General features: G+C 71.7%; 19 protein-coding genes. 15 read left to right on the forward strand and 4 right to left on the reverse strand.

Going from position 1 to position 23,842, the window contains the following annotated elements; genetic code table 11:
- A partial coding sequence (locus NYZ98_RS36005; protein WP_262848817.1) for a PTS transporter subunit EIIC occupies nt 1-1,329 on the reverse strand: 1,329 nt, incomplete at its 3' end.
- 30 nt (nt 1,330-1,359) lie between these two features.
- Nucleotides 1,360-2,100 carry a GntR family transcriptional regulator gene (locus tag NYZ98_RS36010; RefSeq protein WP_262848819.1) on the reverse strand — a complete coding sequence of 247 codons (741 nt, stop codon included), beginning with the start codon at nt 2,098-2,100 and terminating at the stop codon, nt 1,360-1,362.
- A 157-nt stretch (nt 2,101-2,257) separates the two neighbouring features.
- Here NYZ98_RS36010 and NYZ98_RS36015 point away from each other — a divergent pair, with 157 nt between their 5' ends.
- From NYZ98_RS36015 to NYZ98_RS36075, 13 genes are all read left to right on the forward strand, one after another.
- Entirely contained in the window at nt 2,258-3,292 is a 1,035-nt protein-coding gene (locus NYZ98_RS36015) for an SIS domain-containing protein (protein WP_262848821.1), read from the forward strand.
- Nucleotides 3,293-3,354: 62 nt separating this feature from the next.
- Nucleotides 3,355-3,591 (forward strand): PTS glucose/sucrose transporter subunit IIB, encoded by a 237-nt coding sequence (locus NYZ98_RS36020; RefSeq protein WP_262848823.1) that lies wholly within the window; start codon nt 3,355-3,357, stop codon nt 3,589-3,591.
- A gap of 32 nt (nt 3,592-3,623) precedes the next feature.
- A complete protein-coding gene (locus NYZ98_RS36025; RefSeq protein ID WP_262848825.1) occupies nt 3,624-4,073 on the forward strand; it encodes a PTS sugar transporter subunit IIA in 450 nt (149 codons plus the stop codon).
- A gap of 15 nt (nt 4,074-4,088) precedes the next feature.
- Complete coding sequence (locus NYZ98_RS36030; protein ID WP_262848827.1) at nt 4,089-4,727, forward strand: HAD family hydrolase; 639 nt, start codon at nt 4,089-4,091, stop codon at nt 4,725-4,727.
- An 81-nt stretch (nt 4,728-4,808) separates the two neighbouring features.
- Nucleotides 4,809-5,066, forward strand: a complete 258-nt coding sequence (locus NYZ98_RS36035) for an HPr family phosphocarrier protein (protein WP_262848829.1) — start codon at nt 4,809-4,811, stop codon at nt 5,064-5,066.
- Between the two features lie 7 nt (nt 5,067-5,073).
- Nucleotides 5,074-6,744 (forward strand): phosphoenolpyruvate--protein phosphotransferase, encoded by a 1,671-nt coding sequence (ptsP, locus tag NYZ98_RS36040; protein ID WP_262848881.1) that lies wholly within the window; start codon nt 5,074-5,076, stop codon nt 6,742-6,744.
- A 26-nt stretch (nt 6,745-6,770) separates the two neighbouring features.
- Entirely contained in the window at nt 6,771-8,474 is a 1,704-nt protein-coding gene (locus NYZ98_RS36045) for a glycoside hydrolase family 3 protein (protein ID WP_262848831.1), read from the forward strand.
- 51 nt (nt 8,475-8,525) lie between these two features.
- Complete coding sequence (locus tag NYZ98_RS36050) at nt 8,526-9,179, forward strand: HAD family hydrolase (RefSeq protein WP_262848833.1); 654 nt, start codon at nt 8,526-8,528, stop codon at nt 9,177-9,179.
- A gap of 139 nt (nt 9,180-9,318) precedes the next feature.
- Entirely contained in the window at nt 9,319-9,825 is a 507-nt protein-coding gene (locus tag NYZ98_RS36055) for a DUF6912 family protein (RefSeq protein ID WP_262848835.1), read from the forward strand.
- A gap of 59 nt (nt 9,826-9,884) precedes the next feature.
- A complete protein-coding gene (locus NYZ98_RS36060; RefSeq protein WP_262848837.1) occupies nt 9,885-10,526 on the forward strand; it encodes an HAD family hydrolase in 642 nt (213 codons plus the stop codon).
- Between the two features lie 182 nt (nt 10,527-10,708).
- Nucleotides 10,709-11,416, forward strand: coding sequence for an HAD family hydrolase (locus tag NYZ98_RS36065; protein WP_262848839.1), 708 nt, complete (start codon nt 10,709-10,711; stop codon nt 11,414-11,416).
- Nucleotides 11,417-11,592: 176 nt separating this feature from the next.
- Nucleotides 11,593-12,438, forward strand: a complete 846-nt coding sequence (locus NYZ98_RS36070) for an SAM-dependent methyltransferase (RefSeq protein ID WP_262848841.1) — start codon at nt 11,593-11,595, stop codon at nt 12,436-12,438.
- 71 nt (nt 12,439-12,509) lie between these two features.
- Nucleotides 12,510-14,390: an acetoacetate--CoA ligase gene (locus NYZ98_RS36075; RefSeq protein ID WP_262848843.1), complete on the forward strand. Its 1,881-nt coding sequence runs from the start codon at nt 12,510-12,512 to the stop codon at nt 14,388-14,390.
- Between the two features lie 50 nt (nt 14,391-14,440).
- Here NYZ98_RS36075 and NYZ98_RS36080 read toward each other — a convergent pair whose 3' ends face one another.
- On the reverse strand, nt 14,441-15,934 hold the full coding sequence (locus NYZ98_RS36080; RefSeq protein ID WP_262848845.1) for an FAD-binding oxidoreductase: 1,494 nt from the start codon (nt 15,932-15,934) through the stop codon (nt 14,441-14,443).
- Nucleotides 15,935-16,465: 531 nt separating this feature from the next.
- Between NYZ98_RS36080 and NYZ98_RS36085 the strand changes: the two genes are divergently transcribed.
- Nucleotides 16,466-21,334 (forward strand): NAD-glutamate dehydrogenase, encoded by a 4,869-nt coding sequence (locus tag NYZ98_RS36085; protein ID WP_262848847.1) that lies wholly within the window; start codon nt 16,466-16,468, stop codon nt 21,332-21,334.
- A gap of 19 nt (nt 21,335-21,353) precedes the next feature.
- Here the strand turns inward: NYZ98_RS36085 and NYZ98_RS36090 are convergent, their stop codons facing one another.
- Entirely contained in the window at nt 21,354-22,400 is a 1,047-nt protein-coding gene (locus NYZ98_RS36090) for a hypothetical protein (protein ID WP_262848850.1), read from the reverse strand.
- An 82-nt stretch (nt 22,401-22,482) separates the two neighbouring features.
- Here NYZ98_RS36090 and prfB point away from each other — a divergent pair, with 82 nt between their 5' ends.
- Nucleotides 22,483-23,601 carry a peptide chain release factor 2 gene (gene prfB, locus NYZ98_RS36095; RefSeq protein ID WP_262848852.1) on the forward strand — a complete coding sequence of 373 codons (1,119 nt, stop codon included), beginning with the start codon at nt 22,483-22,485 and terminating at the stop codon, nt 23,599-23,601.
- Nucleotides 23,602-23,842 lie beyond the last annotated feature (241 nt).

The raw sequence follows: 23,842 nt of genomic DNA on the forward strand, positions 1-23,842 counted from the left end.
GGGGGTTATTTGGGGGGTGGGGGGGTCGCCGGAGTCCATGTCGGGTTCGGGTTCGCGGCCCGGGGTGAGGATGTTGAGTCTTTTGATCAGGAAGCTGAACACGACGTAGTACACCACCGCGTAGATCACGCCGAGGAACATGATCTGCCAGAACTTGTCGGTGTTGGACTTGGTGGCGTTGAGGGTCGCGTCGATGGCCCCCGCAGAGAAGCTGAAGCCGAGGTGCCCGTCCAGGGCGGCGACCAGCGCCATCGACAGCCCGGTGAGCAGGGCGTGGATCACGAAGAGCAGCGGCGCGACGAAGATGAACGCGAACTCGATCGGCTCGGTGATCCCGGTGACGAACGCCACGAGCGCCGCGGAGATCATGATGCTGCCGACGGCGGTGCGGCGGTGGGGCGGCGCGGCGCGCCAGATGGCGATGGCGGCGGCGGGCAGGCCGAACATGATGACGGGGAAGAACCCGGCCATGAACTCGCCGGACCCGGGGGCGCCCTGCAGGTAGCAGGTGAGATCGCCCGCGAACTGCTTGCCCGCCACCGTGCAGTCGGGGACCTGGAACCACACGATGGAGTTCAGGAAGTGGTGCAGTCCGAAGGGGATGAGCAGCCGGTTGAAGACCCCGTAGATCCCGGCGCCGGCCGTGGAGTGGTCGGCGAGCCACCGCCCGAAACCGGTCATCCACTCGCCGACCGGCTGCCACAGCAGCCCGAACACGACGCCGAGCAGGAGGGCGACGAACGCCGTGACGATGGGCACGAACCGCCGCCCGCCGAAGAACGCCAGCCAGGTGGGCAGTTTGATGCGGTGGTAGCGCTGGTAGAGCAGGGCGGCGGTGATCCCGATCACGATGCCGCCGAGCACGCCGGTCGGGTTGCCCGCCGCCAGGTTGATCACTTCGGTGGGTTTGCCGTCGGCTCCGACGATCGTCTGCGCGACCCGCTTGTGCACGGCGTACCCGGTGGCGGCGTCGAAGAACAGCAGCTTGGACACGCGGTCGAAGACCAGGTACCCGATGAGCGCGGCCAGCGCGGTGGACCCGTCGGAGCGGCGGGCGAACCCGACGGCGACGCCGATGGCGAACAGGAGGGGGAGGTTGTCGAAGAGCACTCCACCCGCGCCACCGACGATCTCGGCGATCTTGTCGAGGGCGGCGTTCTGGGTGCGGCCGAGGAGGTCGTCCTGGCCCAGCCGGAGCAGCAGGCCCGCCGCGGGCAGGGCGGCGATCGGCAGCATCAGCGAGCGCCCGATGCGGGACATGATCGCCATGAGGGCGGAGGCGGACGAGGGGGGCGCGGGCGGGCCCGCGTCTGCCGAGATGGAGCTCATCGGCTTTCCTCCAGAGTTGGAATGGGAGGACTAGCTGCGCCGGTTCGGTATCTCCAGCACCGTGCGGAGCTGGTACCGGTCGGCACGATAGGTCGAGACCCCGAACTCGACGCAGACGCCGCCCGTGAACGACCGGCGCTGGAGCAGCAGCACGGCACCTCCCCGGGGCAGCTTGAGCAGGTCGGCGTCGCCGGGGTCGGCGATGCCGCCGTCGATGGTCAGTTCTCCGGCGTCCAGGACGACGCCGTGGCGGGTCTCGAGCAGCGCGTAGAGGGACCGGCCTGACAGGTCGAAGGACTCCAGGTCGGGCGCGAAGGAGACCGGGATGTGGGCGCGTTCGATGCACAGCGGCTCGCCGTCCGCCGTGCGGAGCCGCTCGATGAAGTGCACCGCCTCGCCCGGCTGGATGCCGAGTTCCCGCGCGAGGTGCGCGCTGGCCCGGACCACCCGGCGGTCCAGGTCGCGGGAGCCGGGTTCCATGCCCCGGGCCCGCATGTCGTCGCTGAACGAGGTGAGCCGGAGCGCCATCTCGATCTTCGGGCGGGCCACGAAGGTGCCCTTGCCCGCCACCCGGTGCAGCCGGCCCTCGGAGACCAGGTGGTCGACGGCCTGGCGTACGGTCATCCGTGACAGGCCGAAACGCTGGCAGAGCTCGCGTTCCGAGGGGATCGCCGCCCCGATGGACAGCTCGTTGTTCTCGATGAGGTCGAGAAGGATCTCGCGAAGCTGGAAGTACTTCGGGATGGGACTGTCGGGGTCGATCTGGGCCAATGATCCTCTCCTCTCGAACTCGATGTGGGTATAAGTTAGGGTTTGTACTGGTCTAGTCCGGACTAGACCACAAGCCAGAAATAAGTGTCAACGTACGGACCGGCGACGGATCGATAACGGCCCGATCTCGCCCTCCGAAGCTGAAGGACGGGCACGGATGACGACCAAGATGCGCAGCGAGATAGCCGAGCAGCCGGCCGCACTGCGGGCCACGCTCGACGCCCTGCTCCCGAGGATCGGCGAGGTCAAGAGCCTCGCCGGCCGCACGCGGCAGCTCGTTTTCATCGCCCGGGGCACCTCCGACAACGCCGCCGTCTACGGCCGCTACCTGATCGAGGCGCACGCGGGCAGGATGTCCTCGCTGGCCGCCCCCTCGATCGCCACCACCTACAAGCGCAGGCTCGACCTCACCGGCGTGCTCGCGGTCGCGCTGTCCCAGTCGGGCAGGACCGAGGAGATCGTCGAGACCCTGGCCTGGGCCAAGGACTGCGGCGCCGTGACGGTCGCGATCACCAACGGCGGCGAGCGGTCGCCGCTCGCCGAGACCGCCCACCTGGCCCTGTGCACCGAGGCGGGCGAGGAGAAGGCCGTACCGGCCACCAAGACCTACACCACCCAGCTCGCGGCCCTCGCGGTGCTGGCCATCGGCCTCGGCGCCGACGTGAACGCCGACGACCTCGCCCGCGTCCCGGACGCCGTCGAGGAGCTGATCGCCGACCCGGGCGACCTCGAAGCCGTCGTCGAGGGCCTGGCGCACGTCTCCGGCGTGGTCGTCTCCGGCCGGGGCATGGCCTTCTCCACGGCCCTGGAGACCGCCCTGAAGCTCAAGGAGGCGTGCTACCTGCACGCCATGGGCCTGTCGTACGCCGACCTGCTGCACGGCCCGATCGCGGTCGTGGACGAGAGCACCCCCGCCCTGCTGGTCGCGGCCGGCGAGGGGCCGACGCTGCCCGGCACCATCGCGCTGGCCCGCCGGGTGACCGGCGCCGGCGCGTACTCCTACGGCGTGGGCGGCGGCGCCGAGCTGGCGGCGGCCTCCACGGCGGCGCTGAACGGCCCCGCGCTGCCCGAGTGGGTGGCGCCCCTCGGCCTCATCGTGCCCGGCCAGCTGCTGACCGAGGCGCTCGCCCGGCGGCGGGGCATCGACCCCGACTCCCCGCGCGGGCTCAACAAGGTGACGCAGACCGAATAACCTCACTACCTTGGCCGCGGGCGTGATGCGGGTGCGACGCGGGTGTGATGAGGAGGACGGACATGGCGGCAGACGCCAGCGCGATCATCGCCGGACTGGGTGGCGCCGACAACATCATCGACATCGAGCCGTGCATCACCCGCCTCCGCACCGAGGTCCGTGACGCGTCCAAGGTCGACCACGCCGCCCTGCGGGCCGCCGGCGCCCACGGCGTCATGGCGGCGGGCAACGTCGTCCAGGTGGTCGTGGGGCCGGACGCCGACACGATCGCCTCCGACATCGACGACATCATCGCTTGATCCACGCGCCGGGACGCCAAGGTGGGAGGACCGTGACCACTGTTCTGGCCCCGGTGGCGGGGTCGGTCGTGGGGCTGGCGGCGGTGCCCGACCCGGTGTTCTCCGAAGGCCTGGTGGGCCCGGGGACGGCCATCGACCCGGTCAGGGAGCCGGGCACGGTCCTGGCGCCCATCGACGGCACGATACTCAAGCTGCACCCGCACGCGTACGTGATCGTGGGCGGGGACGGCAGGGGGGTGCTGGTCCATCTGGGCATCGACACGGTGGAGCTCAGGGGAGAGGGGTTCCGCCTGCTGGCCGGCGAGGGGGAGCGGGTGCGCGCCGGGCAGCCGGTCGTCGCCTGGAACCCGGCCGCGATAGAGGCGGGCGGCAGGTCCCCGATCTGCCCGGTGGTGGCGCTGGAGGCCCGGCCCGGTACTGTGAGCCCGGTCGTCACGGCCGGGGCCGTACGGGCCGGGGACGAGCTGTTCCGGTGGGACTGAGGCGGGGGTGGACGGGTGGAGGCGGCAGCCGCGCTCTTCGATCTCGACGGCACCCTGGTGGACAGCGAGCGGCGCGGCCGTGCGCTGTGGAGCGCGCTGCTGGTCAGGCACGGCGTCGACCACGACGAGACCCTGCTCAGGGAGTTCATGGGGCGGCGCGGGCCCGACGTGCTCGCCGAGAAGGCCGCCCTGTTCCCCGGCAGGCGCGTCGAGGACCTGATGGACGAGCTGCGGTCCTACTACGACCGGCCGGGGCTGCCCCTGGTCACCCCGATCCCGGGCGCGGTCGAGCTGATCCGGCGCATCGACGGGCTCGGCCTGCCGGTGGTGCTGGTGACCTCGGCGCGGCGGCATTGGGCAGAAAGCTGCCTTGAGCTGCTCGGCGTCGGCGACGCGGTCCATACCATCGTGTCGGGGGAGGACGTCGAGGTCGGGAAGCCGGATCCGGCGGGGTTCCTCGCCGGTGCCGCGGCGGTGGGGGTGCCGCCGGGGGACTGCGTGGCGTTCGAGGACTCGCTGGCGGGGATCGCGGCGGCCAAGGCCGCGGGTATGACCTGTGTGGGGGTGGCGACGACGCACCACGCGAGCGAACTGTTCGCCGCCGATCTGGTGGTATCCGATCTATCCGGTGTTGACTGGCCGTTGCCGCTGTGAGGGATCTTCCAGGAATAACGCGCTAGCCGTACTGATTTCACAGGGTGGTCTGGACCACCCTGAGGTAGTTGAGGAGGAACCGTGCCAGAGCGCAAGGTCATCGTGGAGTCGCCGGTCGGCCTGCATGCCCGGCCCGCGGCGACGTTCGTGCAGACGGCCGCCAAGGCGCCCATCGACGTCACCGTCGCCAAGCCGGGCGGCGCGCCGGTCAGCGCGAAGAGCATCCTGTCCATCCTCGCGCTGGACGTGAAGAACGGCGAGGCGATCGTCATCCATGCCGAGGGCGACGGCGCCGACCAGTTGCTGGACGAGCTCGCCGCGATCGTGACCCACCCGTGAGGGCGTGTTGGAACGGCTGACGGGGGCCGGGGTCAGTCCCGGTGCCGGGTACGGTCCGGCGTACCTGCTGGGCGGCACGGTGCCCGAGCCGCCCGCCGGGGGACGGCACGACGGTGACCCCGTGGGGGAGATCGCGCGGGCCGAGGCGGCGGCCGAACGCGTCGCGGCCGAGCTGTCGGAGCGGGGCGAGATGGCCGGCGGCGACGCGCGGGAGGTGCTGGCGGCGCAGGCGCTGATCGCCAGGGACCCCGTGCTGTCGGCGGAGGTCGCCGAGCTGATCGACGCGGGGACGTCCGCCGAGCGGGCCGTTTACGAAGCTTTCATGAGATATCACGACATGCTGGCTGAGATCGGGGGGTACCTCGGCCAGCGCGTCACCGACCTGGACGACATCCGCGACCGGGTGATCGCCGCGCTCTCGGGCATCCCCATGCCCGGCCTGCCCGACAAGGGCGAACGGCCGTACGTGCTGGTCGCCAGGGACCTCGCGCCCGCCGACACCGTGCTGATCTCCAAGGAGTCCGTGGCCGCCTTCGTCACCGAGCAGGGCGGCCCCACCAGCCACACCGCCATCCTCGCCCGCGCCCTCGGGGTGCCTGCCGTCGTCGCCTGCGCCGGCGCGTCCTCGATCATCAACGGCACCGACGTGCTGGTCGACGGCACCACCGGCCTGGTCGGGCTGGAGCCCACCGAGGAGGAGGTCGCCCGGACGATGGAGGAGGCGGCCACCCGCGGCGGCGTCCTGGCCACGGCCACCGGCCCCGGCATGACCTCGGACGGTCACGCCGTGGCACTGCTGGCCAACGTCGGCGGGCCGCGCGACCTCGCGGCGGCGGTCGAGTTCGGCGCCGAGGGCGTCGGGCTGTACCGCACGGAGTTCCTCTTCCTCGACCGCGAGACGGCGCCCACCGAAGAGGAGCAGGAGGCCGCCTACCGCGAGGTCATGTCCGCGTTCCCCGACCGGCCGGTGGTGGTGCGCGTGCTCGACGCGGGCGCCGACAAGCCGCTGGCCTTCCTGCCGCCCACCGGGACCGAGCCGAACCCGGCGCTGGGCGAGCGCGGCATTCGGATCCTGCGCATATTTCCGGACGTGATGCTCGGGCAGCTCCACGCGCTCGCCCGCGCCGCCGAGGCCACCTCGGCCCGCCTGCAGGTCATGGCCCCGATGGTCGCGAGCGCCGAGGAGGCCACCTGGTTCGCGGGCGCCTGCCGCGCGGCCGGCATCCCGTCCGCCGGGATCATGATCGAGATCCCCGCCGCCGCGCTGCGCGCCGCCGACCTGGCCCCCGCCGTGGACTTCTTCTCCGTGGGGACCAACGACCTCGCGCAGTACGCGTTCGCCGCCGACCGCGAGGTGGCCGCGCTCAGCGACTACCAGGACCCCTGGCAGCCCGTCATGCTCGACCTGGTGGCCTCGGCCGCCTCGGCGGGCGTCCCCTGCGGGGTGTGCGGCGAGGCGGGTTCCGACCCGGCGCTCGCCTGCGTGCTGGCCGGTCTCGGCGTGACGTCGCTGTCGATGGGCGCGCCCGCCATCCCGTGGGTCCGCGCCGCGCTGGCCCGCCACACCCTGGCCCAGTGCCGGGCCGCCGCGGCGGACGCGCGGGCGGCCACGACCGCCGAGGCGGCCCGCGCCGCCGCGCGCGCCCACCTCCCCGGACTCGCCGAGCTGTCTCTCTGAGCCGGTGGCCCCACTACCGTGGGGGCATGGTCGTACCCGCCCGCGTGGCCGCGTCACTGGTGATCGCGATGCTGACAGCCGGGTGCGCCGGCGCGTCGTCCCAGGCCAGGGAGGTACGCCCGGCCACGAGCGCGCCGCCCGCGCCCAGTCCCACCGTCGCGTCCGCCTCCACCACCCAAGGCCCGGCCGCCCCGCCGTCGCTCGCGGCGATGAGCGTGGAGGAGAAGGTCGGGCAACTGTTCATGCCCGTCCTGTACGGCCCGCGCGCGGACGGCGCCCACGGCGACAACCAGGCGAGGTTCGGCGTGGCCACCCCGGCTGCGGTGATCCGCAAGTACCACCCGGGCGGGGTCATCCTGTTCCCGTGGGCGGGCAACATCGGCGACGCCGGGCAACTGGCCAAGCTGACGTCCGGGATGCAGAAGGCGTCGAAGATCCCGCTGATCATCGGCGCCGACCAGGAGAACGGCCTGGTGTCGCGGCTGGGCTCCCTGGTCACCGACGTGCCGGGGAGCATGGCCATCGGCGCGACCCGCGACCCCGCCGACGCCCGCGCGGCGGCCCGGGTGACCGGCGAGGAGCTGCGCGCCCTCGGCGTCAACCTCGACTTCGCCCCGGTCGCCGACGTCAACGTCAACCCCGCCAACCCGGTCATCGGCTCACGCTCGTTCGGATCGGACCCCGCGCGGGTCGCGGCCATGGTCGGTGCCGCCGTCGACGGCTTCCACGACGCCGGCGTGGGCAGCGCCGCCAAGCACTTCCCCGGGCACGGCGACACCCGGGTGGACAGCCACAGCGGGCTGCCGGTCATCCAGCACTCCCGGGCCCAGTGGGAGCGCCTGGACGCGCCCCCGTTCCGCGAGGCCGCCCGGCACGGGGTCGACATCGTGATGTCCGCGCACGTCGTGATGCCGAAGCTCGACCCGTCGGGCGACCCCGCGACCCTGTCCAAGCCGATCCTCACCGGCCTGCTGCGCGACAAGCTCGGCTACGACGGCGTGGTGACCACCGACGCCCTGGACATGGCCGGGGTGCGGGAGAAGTACGGCGACGCCGAGGTGGCCGTGCGGGCGATCCTCGCGGGCGTGGACCTGCTGCTGATGCCGCCGGACTTCCCGAAGGCCTACGGGGCGGTGCTCGCCGCCGTCAAGTCCGGGCGCATCTCGCGCGCGCGCCTGGACAAGTCGGTCACCCGCCTGCTGGCGCTGAAGGCCGCCAGAGGGATCCTGGACGCCCCGGAGAAGGACTCCGGCGGGCTGCGCTCCAAGGCGCACCAGCAGACCGCTCAGGGCATCGCCGACCGCTCGGTGACGCCGGTCAAGGGCGCGCGCGGCCTGCCGGTGAAGGGCGACGTGCTGGTCACCGGCCCGGCGGGCCGGCGGCTGGCCGGCATGCTCGACGGCGCGTCTGCGGCGGCCACCGGGGACACCCCGACGGCCGCACAGATCGCGGGCGCGCGGTCGGCCGCCGCGCGGGCCGACACCGTGGTCGTCACGACCAAGGACGCGGGCCCCGCCCAGGCGCGCCTGGTCTCGGCGATGGCGCGCACCGGCAAGAAGGTCGTCGTGGTGTCGATGGGCGCGCCGTACGAGCTCGCGCGGCTGCGCGGGTACGACACCGCCCTCGCGGTCTACTCCGACGGCGACGCCTCGCTCAGGGCCGCCGCCAAGGCGCTGACCGGCGCGCTCACCCCGAAGGGCGTGCTTCCGGTGGGGCTGGCCACGCCGTAGGCGCGCGGCCCGTCCTAGTCTGGGAGGCCGGGCCGGACAAGAGGAGATGTTGTGGTCAAGGGTGTGCTTATCGACTGGGGCGGGGTCCTCACCACCGGTCTGCGGGACGCGATCGCCGAATGGGTGCTCGCCGACGCCATCGACGGCTCGCACTACCGCGACCTGATGGGCGAGCTCATCCGGCACGCCTACGAGGGTGAGGACGGCGCCGAGAGCCCGATCCACGGCCTGGAGCGTGGCGAGATCGCCGCCGCGGAGTTCGAGGCCGTCCTGGCGGCCAGGCTCATGACGCTGAACGGCGTGCCGCCCGTCGCCGAGGGCCTGCTGGGCCGGATGTTCTCCGGGTTCCGCCCGGTGCCGGAGATGTACGACATGCTGCGCGCCGCGCGCGCCGCCGGGGTGACCACGTGCCTGGTCTCCAATTCCTGGGGCGACCACTACCTGCGGGACGGCTGGGACGAGTACTTCGACCAGGTCGTCATCTCCGGCGAGGTGGGCATGCGCAAGCCCGAGCCGCGCATCTTCCACCACGCGCTCGCGCTGGTGGGGCTGCCCGCCGAGCAGTGCGTCTTCGTCGACGACATCGAGGCGAACGTGCAGGCCGCCCGGGCGCTCGGCATGGCCGGCGTCCACCACCGCGACGCGGGCACGACCATCACGGAGCTGGAGTCGCTGCTCAGCCTCCCCCTGCGCCCGCGCGTGTGACCCCCGCCGGCGGCGGCGCGCACGCCCCGGCTCAGGTGGTCCTGTGCGGGCGAAGGCGCGGCGGCTGGCACACTCAGGTAGGTGATCGGCGCCTCTCGGGCGCCGACGTTCGGCGAGATCATGATTGAGGAACGAGCGCATGCGCGTCTACCTGCCATGCACCCTTCCCGCGCTGGCCCAGGTGGCCGACACGGGGGAGGTCGGCCCCGCCCCGCTGACCGGCTACGCGGTGACCCCCGCGCTGGTCGAGTGGTACGTCTCGGGTGGCACAGAGGAGCTCGAGTACGTCGCACTGACCGACGCGGCGAGGGCCTCGCTGCGGATGCTGGCGGCCGACCGCGCCGACGGGGTGAAGGTCGCCGCCCGGCGCGTGGTGATCGCCGCCGAGGTGCCCGACGAGGTCGTCACCTCCGGCACCGACCTTGAGGAGCGGTCGCGCGTGCGGATCCCGGTCGCGGTGCCGCTGACCCAGATCGCCTCGTTCCACGTCGACGACCTGGCCTCGGTGCCCGACATCGAGACGGCGCTCGCCGCGGTGTTCGCCGCCGACGGCGGGGACGACGACGCGCGGTTCGACGTGGACGGCGCCGAGGCCCACGAGCTGATGTGGTTCGCGACCCAGGAGATCACCGACCTGCTCATCTGACCCCGCCGGTGCCCTGGCCCGCGCTCCTGTCGGCGCGTTCGTTTATTCTGGACCTCGATATGAAGCACATCATCTGGGACTGGAACGGCACGCTCTTTCACGACATCGACGCGGTCGTGGGAGCCACGAACGAGGTCTTCAAGCCCTACGGGGTGGCCGCGTTCGACAACGACGGCTTCCGCGCCGCCTACACCCGCCCGATCTGGGTCGCCTACGAGCGCATCCTCGGACGCACACTGCGAGAGGGGGAGTGGGAGGTCCTCGACCAGTCCTTCCACGACCACTACCACCGGCTGATGCTGTCGTGCGCCCTCGCCGAGGAGGCGGTCGACTGCCTGCGCACCTGGGCCGAGTCCGGGCGCACACAGTCGCTGCTGTCCATGTGGGCCCACGAACGGCTGGTGCTCAAGGCCGCTGAGCTGGGCATCGCGGAGTACTTCGCGCGCATCGACGGCCTCAGCGACGGCGGCGCCCCCGGCGGCGGCAAGGCCGAGCACATGGTCGCGCACATCGAGTCGCTCGACGTGCGGCCGTCGGAGATCCTGGTCATCGGCGACAGCATCGACGACGCGCACGCGGCACAGCACGTGGGCGCCCAGCCGGTCCTGTACGCGGGCGGCATGACCAGTCACGCCGACCTCGCGGCCTCGGGCTTCCCGGTCGTCGACTCGCTGTCCAAGGCCTTCGACTTCGCCGGGTGACACCTCCCGGCCGCGAGGCGTGTACGTGGTGACGTGGGTTCGGCTGCGAGCCACGTACGCGCTGGTTCGGGGGGTTTCGCCCGCTTATGGGATGAGTTGGGCATCGCCCGGCACCGGGACCGTGCGTTCGTCGTACTCTGAGCGCACCCCTTTCGCCCACGGAGGCCCTCATTAACCGTCTCGTGCTCTGGAACATCGACCTCACCTTGGTCGATGTGGCGATCGTCACCCGTGACGCGTACGCCGACGCCTTCCGTCAGGTCACCGGGCGCCCGCTGGTGAAGCTCGCGCCCGCGAAGGGCCGCCCCGACTCTGAGATCATCTTCGAGACGCTCGCCATCAACGGCATCGTGACCGGCGACGAGCACCTGCCCCGGTTCATCGACGCGCTCGCCGGCGCGTTCGCCACCAAGCGCAGGCGCATCGACAAGGACGGGCGCGCCATGCCCGGCGCCAAGGAAGCGCTGAAGGCCGTCTCGCGGATCGACGGCGTGGTCCAGTCGGTGCTCACCGGCACGATCAAGAACAACGCCATGCTCAAGCTGCGGGCGTTCGGCCTGGAGAGGTACGTGGACTTCGAGGTCGGCGGGTACGGCGAGGAGGTCTACCCCAAGGCCTCGCTCCTGCAGGTCACCCAGGGCAGGGTGCGGCAGATGTACGGCTTCCGGTGTGACGGATCCAACACCGTGCTGATCGGCGACTCGGCCAGGGACGTCCAGGCCGCACGCATCGCCGGCGCCTCCATGATCGCCGTCGCCTCCGGGCACTCGACCACGGCCGAGCTGCACGAGGCCGGCGCCGACGTCGTCCTGCAGGACCTGACCGAGACCTCCGACCTCGTGGCCGCCGTCACCCACCTGACCAGCCCGATGGACCGCACGGCCGGCTGAGCATTCCGAAAAAAGAAACATTCGGTCCGCTCGATTTGAATGCGCCCGGCGGCCGGACCGTTTCCCGGATTTCAGGTCCGCCCCGGCACGGGCCCGGACGCCATTCACGCTGTGTGCGAGACGCCGTGACGCTTGGTACATTGCTGCTGATCGTCGGGACGCGTTAGCATCGGCACATGGCGAACACATTGGGGGACGGCTCGCCCGGGCCGGACGGTGGGCCTGTTCCGCTTCATTCTTCCCTGGACACGGGCAGACCGCGCGTCGCGCGCATCTATAATTGCCTGCTCGGCGACGAGCGCGACAGTTTCGCCTCGGAACGCGAGGCGGCGGCCAAGATTATGGCCGTGAATCCCGGCGTGCAGGAAATGGTGCGCGCGAACCGGCGATTCCTGGGCAGGGCGGTTCAGTACGCGGTCGCGGACGCGGGAATCCGGCAGATTCTGGACATCGGGAGCGGCTATCCGACGCAGCTCAATGTCCATCAGGTGGCGCAATCATGCGCGCCGTCCGTGCGAACCGTCTACGTCGACAATGACGACATTGTGGCGAACCACGGCAGGGCGTTGCTCGCGAATAACGAGAACACGTTCTTTATCGAGGCCGACCTGCGCACGCCGGGCGCCATTCTCGGAGCCTGCGAATCGCTATTGGACCTGGCCGAGCCGGTGGCGCTGTTCCTGCTCGCCATTTTGCATTTCATTCCTCCGGAGGAGGACCCGTACCGGATCGTCAAGGATCTGGTAGGCGAGCTTGCCCCTGGTTCACTGCTGGTGGTCTCCCATGTACTGGACGTCCCCAACATGCGGGCGAGCGCCCGTGTGTACAAGACGGCGAACGCTCCTGGAGTCGTGCGGACGGAAGAAGAGATCCTAGGTTTCTTCGACGGCCTGGAGATGGTCGAGCCCGGTCTGGTCAGGCTGCCGGAGTGGCGGCCGGACGAGACCAACGTGGACGACATCCTGGACGCCCAGGCCGAGCGCATGCCGGTCGCGGGCGGTATGGGCCGCAAGACGCACTGACAGCCGGCCGGCCGCCGATGTGTGGGCGGGCGGGATGGCGCCGGGGATCGGGGCCGGTGCAGGATGGGGCCATGGTCGAGGAAGGTGCGCTGCTCTGGGAGCCGTCCCCCGAGGTGATCCGTGACGCGAAGATCACGCGGTTCGCCTCGTGGCTCGGGCGACCCGGGGCGGACTACGAGGAGCTGTGGCGCTGGTCGGTCGATGCCCCCGAGGAGTTCTGGGGCTCGATCTGGGACTACTTCGCGGTCGAGGGCGACCGCGGCGAGGGGCCCGTCCTGCGCGGGACGATGCCGGACGCCAGGTGGTTCGAGGGGTCGGCGCTGAACTACGCGGAGAACGCGCTGCGCGGCGACCCCGCCCGCCCGGCCGTGATCTCACGCGACGAGTCGGGCGCGCGGCGCACCCTCACCTACGGGGAGCTGGCCGGCGAGGTCGCGCGGGTGCGCGCGGGGCTGGCGCGGCTCGGTGTGACCCGCGGCGACCGCGTGGCCGCCTACCTGCCCAACACCCCCGAGGCGCTGATCGCCTTCCTCGCGACCGCCTCGCTGGGCGCCGTCTGGTCGTCCTGCTCGCCCGACTTCGGGGCCGCGAGCGTGGTGGACAGGTTCACCCAGATCACCCCCAAGGTGCTGATCGCGGTCGGCGGCTACACCTACAACGGCCGCTACTTCGACCGGTCGGCCGTCGTCGCCGACATCGCCGCCGCGCTGCCGGGGCTGGTCGCGACCGTGGTGGTCGGCACGCCGTCCTGGGACGAGCTGCGTGCCGAGGAGGCGGCGCCGGCGTTCGAGCGGGTGCCGTTCGGCCACCCGCTCTGGGTGGTCTACTCCTCGGGCACCACCGGGCTGCCCAAGCCGATCGTGCACGGGCACGGCGGCATCGTGCTGGAGCACCTCAAGGCGCTCTCCTTCCACCAGGACCTCGGCGAAGGGGACGTGTTCTTCTGGTACACGACGACCGGCTGGATGATGTGGAACTACCTGGCCGGCGGGCTGCTCGTCGGCGCGGCCGTGGTCCTGTACGACGGCAGCGCCACCCATCCGGGGCCTGACGCGCTGTGGCGGCTCGCCGCCGAGGAGGGGGTCACCTACTTCGGCACGGGCGCGCCGTACATCGTCGCCTCCATGCGGGCGGAGCTGGTCCCCTCCGGTCTCGGCCGGCTGCGCGGGGTCGGGTCGACGGGCTCGCCGCTGCCGCCCGAGGGGTTCGCGTGGCTGCACGACGTCCTGCCGGGCGTCCCGCTCGGGTCGTTCTCCGGCGGCACGGACGTGTGCACGGGGTTCGTCGGCGCGGTCCCCCTGCTGCCCGTCAGGGCGGGGGTGATCCCGTGCCGCTGCCTGGGCGCGCTGGTGGAGTCCTACGACCCCGAGGGCGTCGCGGTGGTCGGCGAGGTGGGCGAGCTGGTGGTGACCCGGCCGATGCCGTCCATGCCCGTCATGTTCTGGAACGACCCCGGCGGCAGGCGGTACCAGGAGAGCTACTTCGCCGATTACCCGGGCGTCTGGCGGCACGGCGACTGGATCAAGATCCTCCCGGACGGCTCGTGCGTGATCTACGGCAGGTCCGACTCCACGCTCAACCGGGGCGGGGTCCGCATGGGCACGAGCGAGTTCTACCGGGTCGTCGAGCGGTTCCCCGAGATCGAGGACAGCCTGGTGATCGACACCGGCCGGCTCGGACAGGAGGGCCGGCTGCTGCTGTACGTGAGCATGGCCGAGGGTGGCTCGCTGACCGGCGAGCTGGTGAAGCGGCTCAAGGAGGCGCTGCGGGGCGAACTGTCGCCGCGTCACGTCCCGAACGAGGTCCTCCAGGTGCCGGGCATCCCCCGCACGCTCAGCGGCAAGAAGCTGGAGGTGCCGGTACGGAAGATCCTGCTCGGCACCCCTGTGGAGCAGGCCGCGAACGCGGGCGCCATGGCCAACCCGGAGGTCCTCGCGCACTTCGTCCCCTGACCGCCCCGGGGCCGTCCTCCGGGCACCGGACGGCCCCCGGGGGCAATCGGTCAGACGGCCTGCGGGAAGCGGAAGAGGCGGCCGGGGTCGTAGGCGGCCTTGACCTTGGCGAGGCGGCCGGCGTTGGCGCCGTAGTAGGCCTGACGCCAGCCGCTCAGCGCCGGGTCGATGTAGTTGACGTAGGCGTGCCCGCCGAAGTGCGGCTCCATGGCGGCGTGCGCCCCCCGCAACCAGGGGCCCGCGCCCGCCATGTGCGCGTAGTACTGCACGCTGTACAGCGCCGCGCGGTGCGGGAAGGCGGTGGCGTCCGGCCGGACCCGCCCGACCGCGCCGCCGAGGGCGTCCAGGAGCACGGCGTGCCTGCCGGAGCGGCCGACCTGGGTGACCAGGGCGTCGATGCCGGCCGCCGAGAGCGGCCGGTAGGCCATGTGCGACTTGGCGGAGAACGCGTCCCGGGGGAAGCGGCCGTCGGCGGTCTGCCCCGGCAGGCTTCCCGGCCGGTGGCACTGGGACACCGTGCGGGTCGAGCAGCCCGCCTCGATCATCATGGCCTTGCCGTAGGAGGTCTGCGTGACGTACCTGGTGGCGGGCTGGGCGCCGATCTTGGCGATCAGCGGCTCCAGCAGCCGCTCGCAGTCGGCGCGCGGGCCGAGGTAGAGGCCGCCGATCTGCAGGTCCAGCCCGGGGTCCCTGGTGAGGTGCAGGTTGGACCACATGGCGTCCGGGGCGGACGGCGCCCACCCCTGCCACGCCGCGACGGCCCTGCGGGCGCGCGACCAGGGCCAGTGCAGGAAGAACAGGGTGACATCGCGGGTGGCGTGGGTGCGGAAGGTGAAGGACACCGCGACGCCGAAGTTGCCGCCCCCGCCGCCGCGTGACGCCCAGTACAGGTCGGGGTTGTGGTGGGCGTCGCAGGTCAGCGTCCGGCCGTCGGCGGTGACGATCTGCAGCGACTCCAGCGTGTCGCAGGTGAGGCCGTACTTCCTGGCCACGACGCCGATGCCGCCGCCGAGGGTCAGCCCGGCGACGCCGACGGTCGGGCAGGAGCCGGCGGGGATGCTCACCCCGTGGGCGGCGAGCCGGTCGTAGACGTCCACGAGCTGCGCCCCGGCGCCGACGACGGCGCGCCCGGAGGTGGCGCGGACGCTGTTCATGCGCGAGACGTCCACCACGAGGCCGGTGCCCGAGGACCAGCCCGCGTAGCTGTGGCCGCCCGACCGGGAGGTGACGGGCACGCGGAGCCGCCGGGCGAAGGCGAGGCATTCGGCCACGTCCGAGGGATTGGCGCAGTACGCCACCCCGCTCGGGCGGATGCCGTCGAAGGAGGGGTTGTACAGGCGCCTCGCCGCGTCGTAGGTAGCGTCGCCGGGGCGGACGAGGCGCCCGGCCAGGCCCTTGCCCAGCGCGGTCCAGTCGGAGGGGGAGGGGCCGGTGCGTGCTCCGGTGTGCGCGGCGGCCACGGAGCCGTCACAGGCGGCGGACACCGCCGCGGCCGTGACGGCCGTGACGCGCAGGAAGCTCCGGCGGTCGAGTGCGGGGCGCATGGTCACTCATCTCCCAAGAAAGGGTCATCTCAAACTCAAGGTCGCCCTCGTTCAGTGAGACGTCCGTAAAGGGAGGTTGGTTTATCACGGATCGGTCACGGCCCATGGCGCGCTCGGGGCGCGGGAGTCCCGCGTGCGCGGCGCGAGAGTCCCCACGAGGCGGAAACTGCGCACGATTCCGGACAAGTTGACGTTCGAGGTGTGATGGGCTGATATCAGGTACGGCGGGGAGAACTCCGGTCAACGGAGATCGGGGAGCCTGCCCGCCGGGGGGAGGTGCCGCGTGGCCGTGAACGCGCACGCTGACGTGGACGACGGCATGATCGGCGCGCCGCCGGCGAGGGGCCCCGCGGGGTCCCTCGGCGACTCGCCGGACCGCCGCCTGTGGGATGCTTGTCCCGCCGCCCCTCCTCTGTCGTGGACGCAGCCTGTCCGCGCGGCCGTCGCCGTTCCCCCTGTCGTGGTGGAACCCCGGTCCTGGCTGTGACCACCTGGAACAAGGCGAACCCCTCACAAAGGAGTGAGAGCGACATGCCGCTCGACGAGGCAAAGGACCGGCTGCTTCGGTCCGCCGCTGAACTGTGTGCCGGATCCCCCGGCGGCCACGATCTCGACTGCGAGAGCGTTCTGGCCTTCCTCCGGCGCTACTACCGGCATGTCGCGCCGGAGGATGTGATAGGCCGCGATCCGGTGACGCTGTACGGCCCGGCCATGGCGCTGCGGCGGCTCGCCCGCCACCGCCCGCAGGGCCGGCCCCTGGTGCGCGTGTACACCCCCACGGTCGAGGAGGATGGGTTCGATCTCGGCAACTCCGTCGTCGAGGTGGTGACCGATGACATGTCCTACCTTGTCGACTCGGTCACCATGGAACTCGACCGGCACGAGACCGGCGCCCACCTGATCGTGCACCCGCAGATGCGGATCCGCCGCGACCTGACCGGCGAGATGCTCGGCCCCGGCCAGGACGAGCTCACCGGGCAGTTGCTCGTCGAGTCCTGGATGCACATCGAGATCGACCGGCAGTCCGACCCCGAGGTGCTCGCGAGCCTGGAGGAGGACCTGCAGCGGGTGCTCCAGGACGTCCGCTACGCCGTCGAGGACCACCCCAAGATGCGGGCGCGCGCCGTGGACATCGCGACCGGCCTGGAGGCCGAGCCGCCGCCGCTGCCCGCCGCGGACGTGGACGACAGCCTGGAACTGCTCCACTGGCTCGCCGACGGGCACTTCACCTTCCTCGGGTACCGCGAGTACCGGCTGGAGGTGGGCCCCGACGGCGACGGCCTGCGCGCCATTCCCGGCACGGGCCTCGGCATCCTGCGCGCCGACAAGGCGGGCTCGGCGAGCTTCGCGGCGATGTCGCCCGAACTGCGGGCCAAGGCCAGGGAGAGACAGCTCCTCGTCGTCACCAAGGCCAACAGCCGCGCGACCGTGCACCGCCCGGCCTACCTCGACTACATCGGCGTCAAGCTGTTCTCGCCCGACGGCGAGGTGTACGGCGAGTGCCGCTTCCTCGGGCTCTTCTCGCACGTGGCCTACAGCGAGTCGATCTCGCACATCCCGGTGCTGCGCCGCAAGCTCGACGAGGTGCTGGAGCAGGCCGGGCTGACCGCCGAGAGCCACGACGGCAAGGACCTCATCGAGATCCTGGAGACCTACCCGCGCGCGGAGCTGTTCCAGGTCCCGGCCGCCGACCTGGTGCCGATGGCGCTCGGCGTGCTGCGCCTGCGCGAGCGCAAGCGGGTCAAGCTCTTCCTGCGCCGCGACGACTACAGCCGCTACATCTCCTGCCTGATCTACCTGCCGCGCGACCGGTACACCACCGACGTGCGCATCCGCATGCAGGACATCCTGATCCAGGCGCTCGGCGGCACGACGCTCGACTACAGCACGATGATCGGCGAGTCGCCGCTTGCCCGCCTGCACGTGGTGATCCGCGGCGAGCGCGGCAAGCCGCTGGGCGGCGCCGACGTCGACGTGGAGGAGCTGGAGGCCCGCATCGCGGCGACCACCCGCTCCTGGGCCGACGACCTCGGCGCCGCCATCGGCGAGCTGGCCTCGCGGGACGAGATCTCCCTGCTGACCGGCCGGTACGCGGCGGCCTTCCCCGAGGGCTACAAGGCGGACTTCACCCCGCGCGCGGCCGTGGCCGACCTGCGCCGGCTGGAGGAGCTCGCCGAGAGGCCCGACGAGATCGGGATGGACCTGTACGAGCCGCCCGACGCTGCCCAGGGCGAGCGGCGGTTCAAGATCTACCGCATCGGGTCGGCGGTCTCGCTGTCGGAGGTGCTGCCCCTGCTGTCGCGCATGGGCGTCGAGGTGGTGGACGAGCGGCCGTACAAGATCGTCAGGAAGGGCGAGCGGCCCGGCTGGATCTACGACTTCGGCCTGCGCATAGCCCCCTCGCCGGTGGCCGGCCACGCCGAGTTCAAGCGGCTGTTCCAGGACGCCTTCGCGGCGCTGTGGCGCGGCGACATCGAGAGCGACGGCTTCAACGGGCTCGTGCTCGGCGCCGGGCTGACCTGGGAGCAGACCCAGATCCTGCGGGTCTACGCCAAGTACCTGCGCCAGGCTGGCACCGCCTTCAGCCAGCGGTACATCGAGAAGGTGCTCCTCGGCAACATCCGGCTGGCCAAGCTGCTCGTGAACCTGTTCGAGGCCAGGCTGGACCCGCGTCGCTCGGGCGACGTGCGCAACGACCTCGCCGCGGCCCTGCACGAGGAGGTCCTGGCGGCCCTGGACGACGTCGCCGCGCTGGACGAGGACCGCATCCTGCGGGCCTACCTGGAGCTGATCCTGTCCACCCTGCGCACCAACGCCTTCCAGCGGACGGCCGACGGCAGGCGCAAGCCGTACATCTCCGTGAAGTTCGACTCCTCCTCGATCAGCGTGCTGCCGCTGCCCCGGCCCAAGTTCGAGGTCTTCGTGTACTCCCCGAGGGTCGAGGGCGTCCACCTGCGCTTCGGCAAGGTCGCGCGCGGCGGCCTGCGCTGGTCGGACCGCATGGAGGACTTCCGCACCGAGGTCCTCGGCCTGGTCAAGGCGCAGATGGTGAAGAACACCGTCATCGTGCCCACCGGCTCCAAGGGCGGGTTCGTCGTCAAGCGGCCGCCGGCGGGCGGCGGGCGTGACGAGCTGCTCGCCGAGGGCGTGGCGTGCTACCGCCAGTTCATCTCGGGCCTGCTCGACATCACCGACAACCTGGTCGACAACAAGGTGGTCCCGCCGCCCGGCGTCGTCCGCCACGACGGTGACGACACCTATCTGGTCGTGGCGGCGGACAAGGGCACCGCGACCTTCTCCGACATCGCCAACGGCGTCGCCAAGGACTACGGCTTCTGGCTCGGCGACGCTTTCGCCTCCGGCGGCTCGGTCGGGTACGACCACAAGGCGATGGGCATCACCGCACGGGGCGCGTGGGAGTCGGTCGCCTACCACTTCCGCTCGATGGGCGTCGACGTGCAGACCACCGGCTTCACCGTGGCCGGCGTCGGCGACATGTCCGGTGACGTCTTCGGCAACGGCATGCTGCTGTCCCAGCACATCAAGCTGGTCGCCGCCTTCGACCACCGCCACATCTTCCTGGACCCCTCGCCGGACGCCGCGCGCGGCTTCGCCGAGCGGTCGCGCCTGTTCGCGCTGCCCCGCAGCTCGTGGGCCGACTACGATCCCGCGCTGATCTCCGCCGGAGGCGGGGTGTGGGCGCGTTCGGCCAAGTTGGTACCGGTGTCGCCGCAGGTGCGCGCCGCGCTCGGCCTGCCCGCCGGCGTGGCGGCGCTCACCCCGAACGACCTGATCAACGCGATACTGAAGGCCCCGGTCGACCTGCTGTGGAACGGCGGCATCGGCACCTACGTCAAGGCGACCTCCGAGAGCCACGCCGACGCCGGCGACAAGGCCAACGACTCCCTGCGGGTCAACGCCTCCGAATTGCGGTGCAAGGTGGTCGGCGAGGGCGGCAACCTCGGCCTCACCCAGCTCGCCCGCATCGAGTTCGCGCTGAACGGCGGCTACGTCAACACCGACTTCATCGACAACTCGGCCGGAGTGGACACCTCCGACCACGAGGTCAACATCAAGATCCTGCTCGACCGCGTGGTGCGCGACGGGACGCTCACCGACGAGCAGCGCGACCAGCTCTTCCTGGACATGACCGACGAGGTCGCCGGGCTGGTGCTGCGCGACAACACCGCGCAGAACGTCGTGCTGGCCGCCGCGCGGGCCCAGGCGCCCGAGATGCTGCACATCCACAGCCGCTACCTGCGCAAGCTCGAACGCGAGGGCCTGGTCAACCGCGAGCTGGAGGCCCTGCCGTCCGACAAGACGCTGGCCGAGCGGCGGCAGGCCGGGCTCGGGCTCACCGCGCCGGAGTTCTCGGTCCTGCTGGCGTACACCAAGCTGGTGGCCGACCACCAGCTCCTCGTCTCCGACCTGCCCGACGACCCGTTCCTTGACTCGTGGCTGGTGTCCTACTTCCCCTCGGCGCTGCGCGGCCGGTTCCGCCCGGCCATGGACTCCCACCCGCTGCGGCGCGAGATCATCACCACCTGCGTGGTCAACGACCTGGTGAACGCCAGCGGCACCACGTTCATGTTCCGCTTCGGCGAGGAGACCGGTGCCTCCACGCCGGACATCGCCAGGGCCTACCTGGTGTCCAGGGAGGTCTTCGGCCTGCCGGGCTTCTGGCGGGCCGTGGAGGCCCTGGACAACGAGGTGGACACCGCCACCCAGCTCGCCATGCTGCTGGAGGGCCGCAAGCTCGCCGAGCGCGGCGCGCGGTGGCTGCTCGGCAACCGCAGGCCGCCCCTGGACCTGTCCTCCACCGTCCGGTTCTTCGTCGAGGGCGCCGACGGGCTGCTGCCGCACCTGCCCAAGCTGCTCACCGGCCCCGACCTGGCGGCGTTCGAGGAGCGCCGCGACGGGTTCCTCGCGCGTGGCGTGCCGGCCGAGCTGGCCGAGCGGGCCGCGGTGATGGTGCCGGCCTACTCCACGTTCGACCTCGTGGAGATCGCCTTCCGCACCGCACGCCCGGTCACCGACGTCGCCGAGGTGTACTTCGACCTGGCCGAGCGGCTCCAGCTCGCCCGGCTCCGCGAGCGGGTCATCGCGCTGCCCCGCGACAACCGGTGGAACTCCATGGCCAGGGCCGCGCTGCGCGACGACCTGTACGCCGCGCACGCCACGCTCACCCGTGACGTGCTCACCCACAGCGAGCCGGGGCTGTCGCCGGAGGAGCGGCTGGCCCGCTGGTCGGACGCGAACTCCGCGGCCGTCTCGCGCGCCCGTCAGACGCTGTCGGAGATCTGGGAGAGCGACCACTTCGACCTGGCGACCCTGTCGGTGGCGCTCCGGGCGATCCGCACGCTGGTGGCGACCAGCAACCTGCCGCACGCCGAGGGCTGACCGGGACCGCCGGCCGGCGTCACCTGCTGCTGACGCCGGTCGGCGCGTCGTCGAAGGCGATGATCCGCGCGGGCTCGGGGGAGCCCTTCCGCGAGACGTGGCTGACGTACTGCTGGGTGTCGACCACGCGCAGCATGTACGGCACCGTGAGGCTGCCGACGTCCCAGCGCACGTCCTCGGGGACGGGCACGAGCCCCTCGGTGGCCTTGATCTTGGCCTGCCAGAGGGTCGTGCGCGTCAGCGAGTACATGATGGCGGCCCCGCCGTCGGTCGTGCGCAGCGCGTAGATGGGGAACGCGGTCGCGGCGAACAGCGAGTCGTACAGGAACCCGCGCCGCTTGAAGTCCGGCTGGATCTTCTCGACCTCGGTGAAGTAGCCGGTGGTCTGCGGACCGGCCGCGATCAGCTCGGCGGCGAACCCGCCCGGACCCTCCTCGGCGATCGTCGCGTGCAGCGGCGCCATGAGGTGCGGGCTGATCGCGACGGTGTCGTCCTTGGTGGGCAGCGCGGTCGCGTACCCCTCCGGGTCGAGGCTGACGGCGGGCGGCGGTGTGCCGGGGTAGAGCAGGGAGGCGAAGCTGAGCTGCCACAGGGAGACCTCGTACTGCTTCATGAAGACGAGCATCGCGGTGCGGCTCCTGCCGCTCTCGTCCTTGCGCTCGGCCACGGCCGCGAACCAGTAGGGGGGACGGTCGAGGCGGGGCACCAGCAGGGTGGGCGTCCCCCAGGTGTAGCGCGGGGGTTCGCGGCCGGTCGACTGGAAGGCCACCGCGATGATCTGCGCCTGCGCGTCACGGGTCTGCGCCAGCGCGAAGGACTCGTCGCCGCTGGCCCGGACCACGTCGTCGGCGCCGAGGATGCCGCGCACGACCTTGCCGGCCTCGGCGAGCGTCACCGCCGGCGGCCTTTGGGAAGCCGAGGGGGACGGTGTGGCGGCGGGGGAGGAGGGGGCGGAGGAGGCCGCCGCGACGGTGCCGGGCGGGGCGGGAGTGGCCGTGGGTGAGCAGGCGGCGCCCGCGCCGGCGAACAGCAGGAATGCCAGGGCGACGCGCGTCGTCCTGTTCATGCAGCCTCCCGATGAGTCCCCCGCAGACCGCCCATGCTAGCCACGCGCGAGGTGCCTCCGGTGTCGCGTACCCTTGGCAGGTGTGGCAGCCATCGATCCCGCAGAAGAGATCAGCGAGCTTACCGGCACACTGAAGGGCATTCAGGACGTGCTGGACCTCGACGTCATGCGCAAGCAGATCGCCGAGTTGGAGGAGCAGGCTGCCGCACCCGACCTGTGGAACGACCCTGAGCAGGCGCAGAAGGTCACCAGCAAGCTCTCCCACATCCAGGGCGAGCTCAACCGCGTCGAGAACCTCGTCCGCAGGCTCGAGGACATCGGCGTGCTGTACGAGCTGGCCGAGGCCGAGGACGACGCCGAGACGCGCGAGGAGGCCGGCCGCGAGCTGACCCACCTCCGCACCGACGTCAACGCCCTCGAGGTCCGCACCCTGCTGTCGGGGCCCTACGACGCCCGTGAGGCGCTCATCACCATCAACTCCCAGGCCGGCGGCGTGGACGCGGCCGACTGGGCGCAGATGCTCCTGCGCATGTACCTGCGCTGGGCCGAGCGCAAGGGCCACTCCACCGAGATCTACGACACCTCCTACGCCGAGGAGGCCGGCATCAAGTCGGCGACGTTCGTGGTCAAGGCCCCCTACGCCTACGGCACGCTGCGCGGGGAGCACGGCACCCACCGGCTCGTCCGGATCAGCCCGTTCGACAACCAGGGCCGCCGCCAGACCTCGTTCGCGGGCGTGGACGTGGTGCCGGTCGTCGAGCAGACCGACCACATCGACATCGTCGAGGACGACCTGCGCATCGACGTCTACCGCTCGTCGGGTCCCGGCGGCCAGGGCGTCAACACCACCGACTCGGCGGTGCGCATCACCCACCTGCCGACCGGCATCGTCGTCTCGTGCCAGAACGAGCGCTCCCAGCTCCAGAACCGCGCCTCGGCGATGACGGTGCTCCAGGCCAAGCTGCTGGAGCGCAAGCGCCGCGAGGAGGCCGAGAAGATGTCGGAGCTCCGCGGTGAGTCGACGACCTCGTGGGGCACGCAGATCCGCAACTACGTCCTGCACCCGTACCAGATCGTCAAGGACCTGCGCACCTCGGTCGAGGCGGGCAACCCCAGCGCGGTGCTCGATGGCGACCTCGACGACTTCATCGAGGGCGAGATCCGCTGGACGCGGCGCATCGAGTCGGGCGCCGCGGGCTGATCACGCCGGGCGGTGGCGATCGCCCGCCCGGGGGCGGGCCGTCCGCCCACGGACCCCGTCGCGCCGGGATCCGCGGCCGCCGGGCCCCCGCCTCAGGCGCCGTAAAGATGCTTGAGAGCGAGCGTACCGGCGAGTAGGACAATTAGGACAATCGCCACGAGTGTGGGCGAAAGTCCGCCCAGTCCGTGGTGGTGAACCTCGGCCCTGCTCGCCCGGCACGCGGGGCAACGGCCCTCGACCA

The sequence above is a fragment of the Sphaerisporangium corydalis genome (assembly GCF_025506355.1).
In the GTDB taxonomy this organism is placed as follows: domain Bacteria; phylum Actinomycetota; class Actinomycetes; order Streptosporangiales; family Streptosporangiaceae; genus Sphaerisporangium; species Sphaerisporangium corydalis.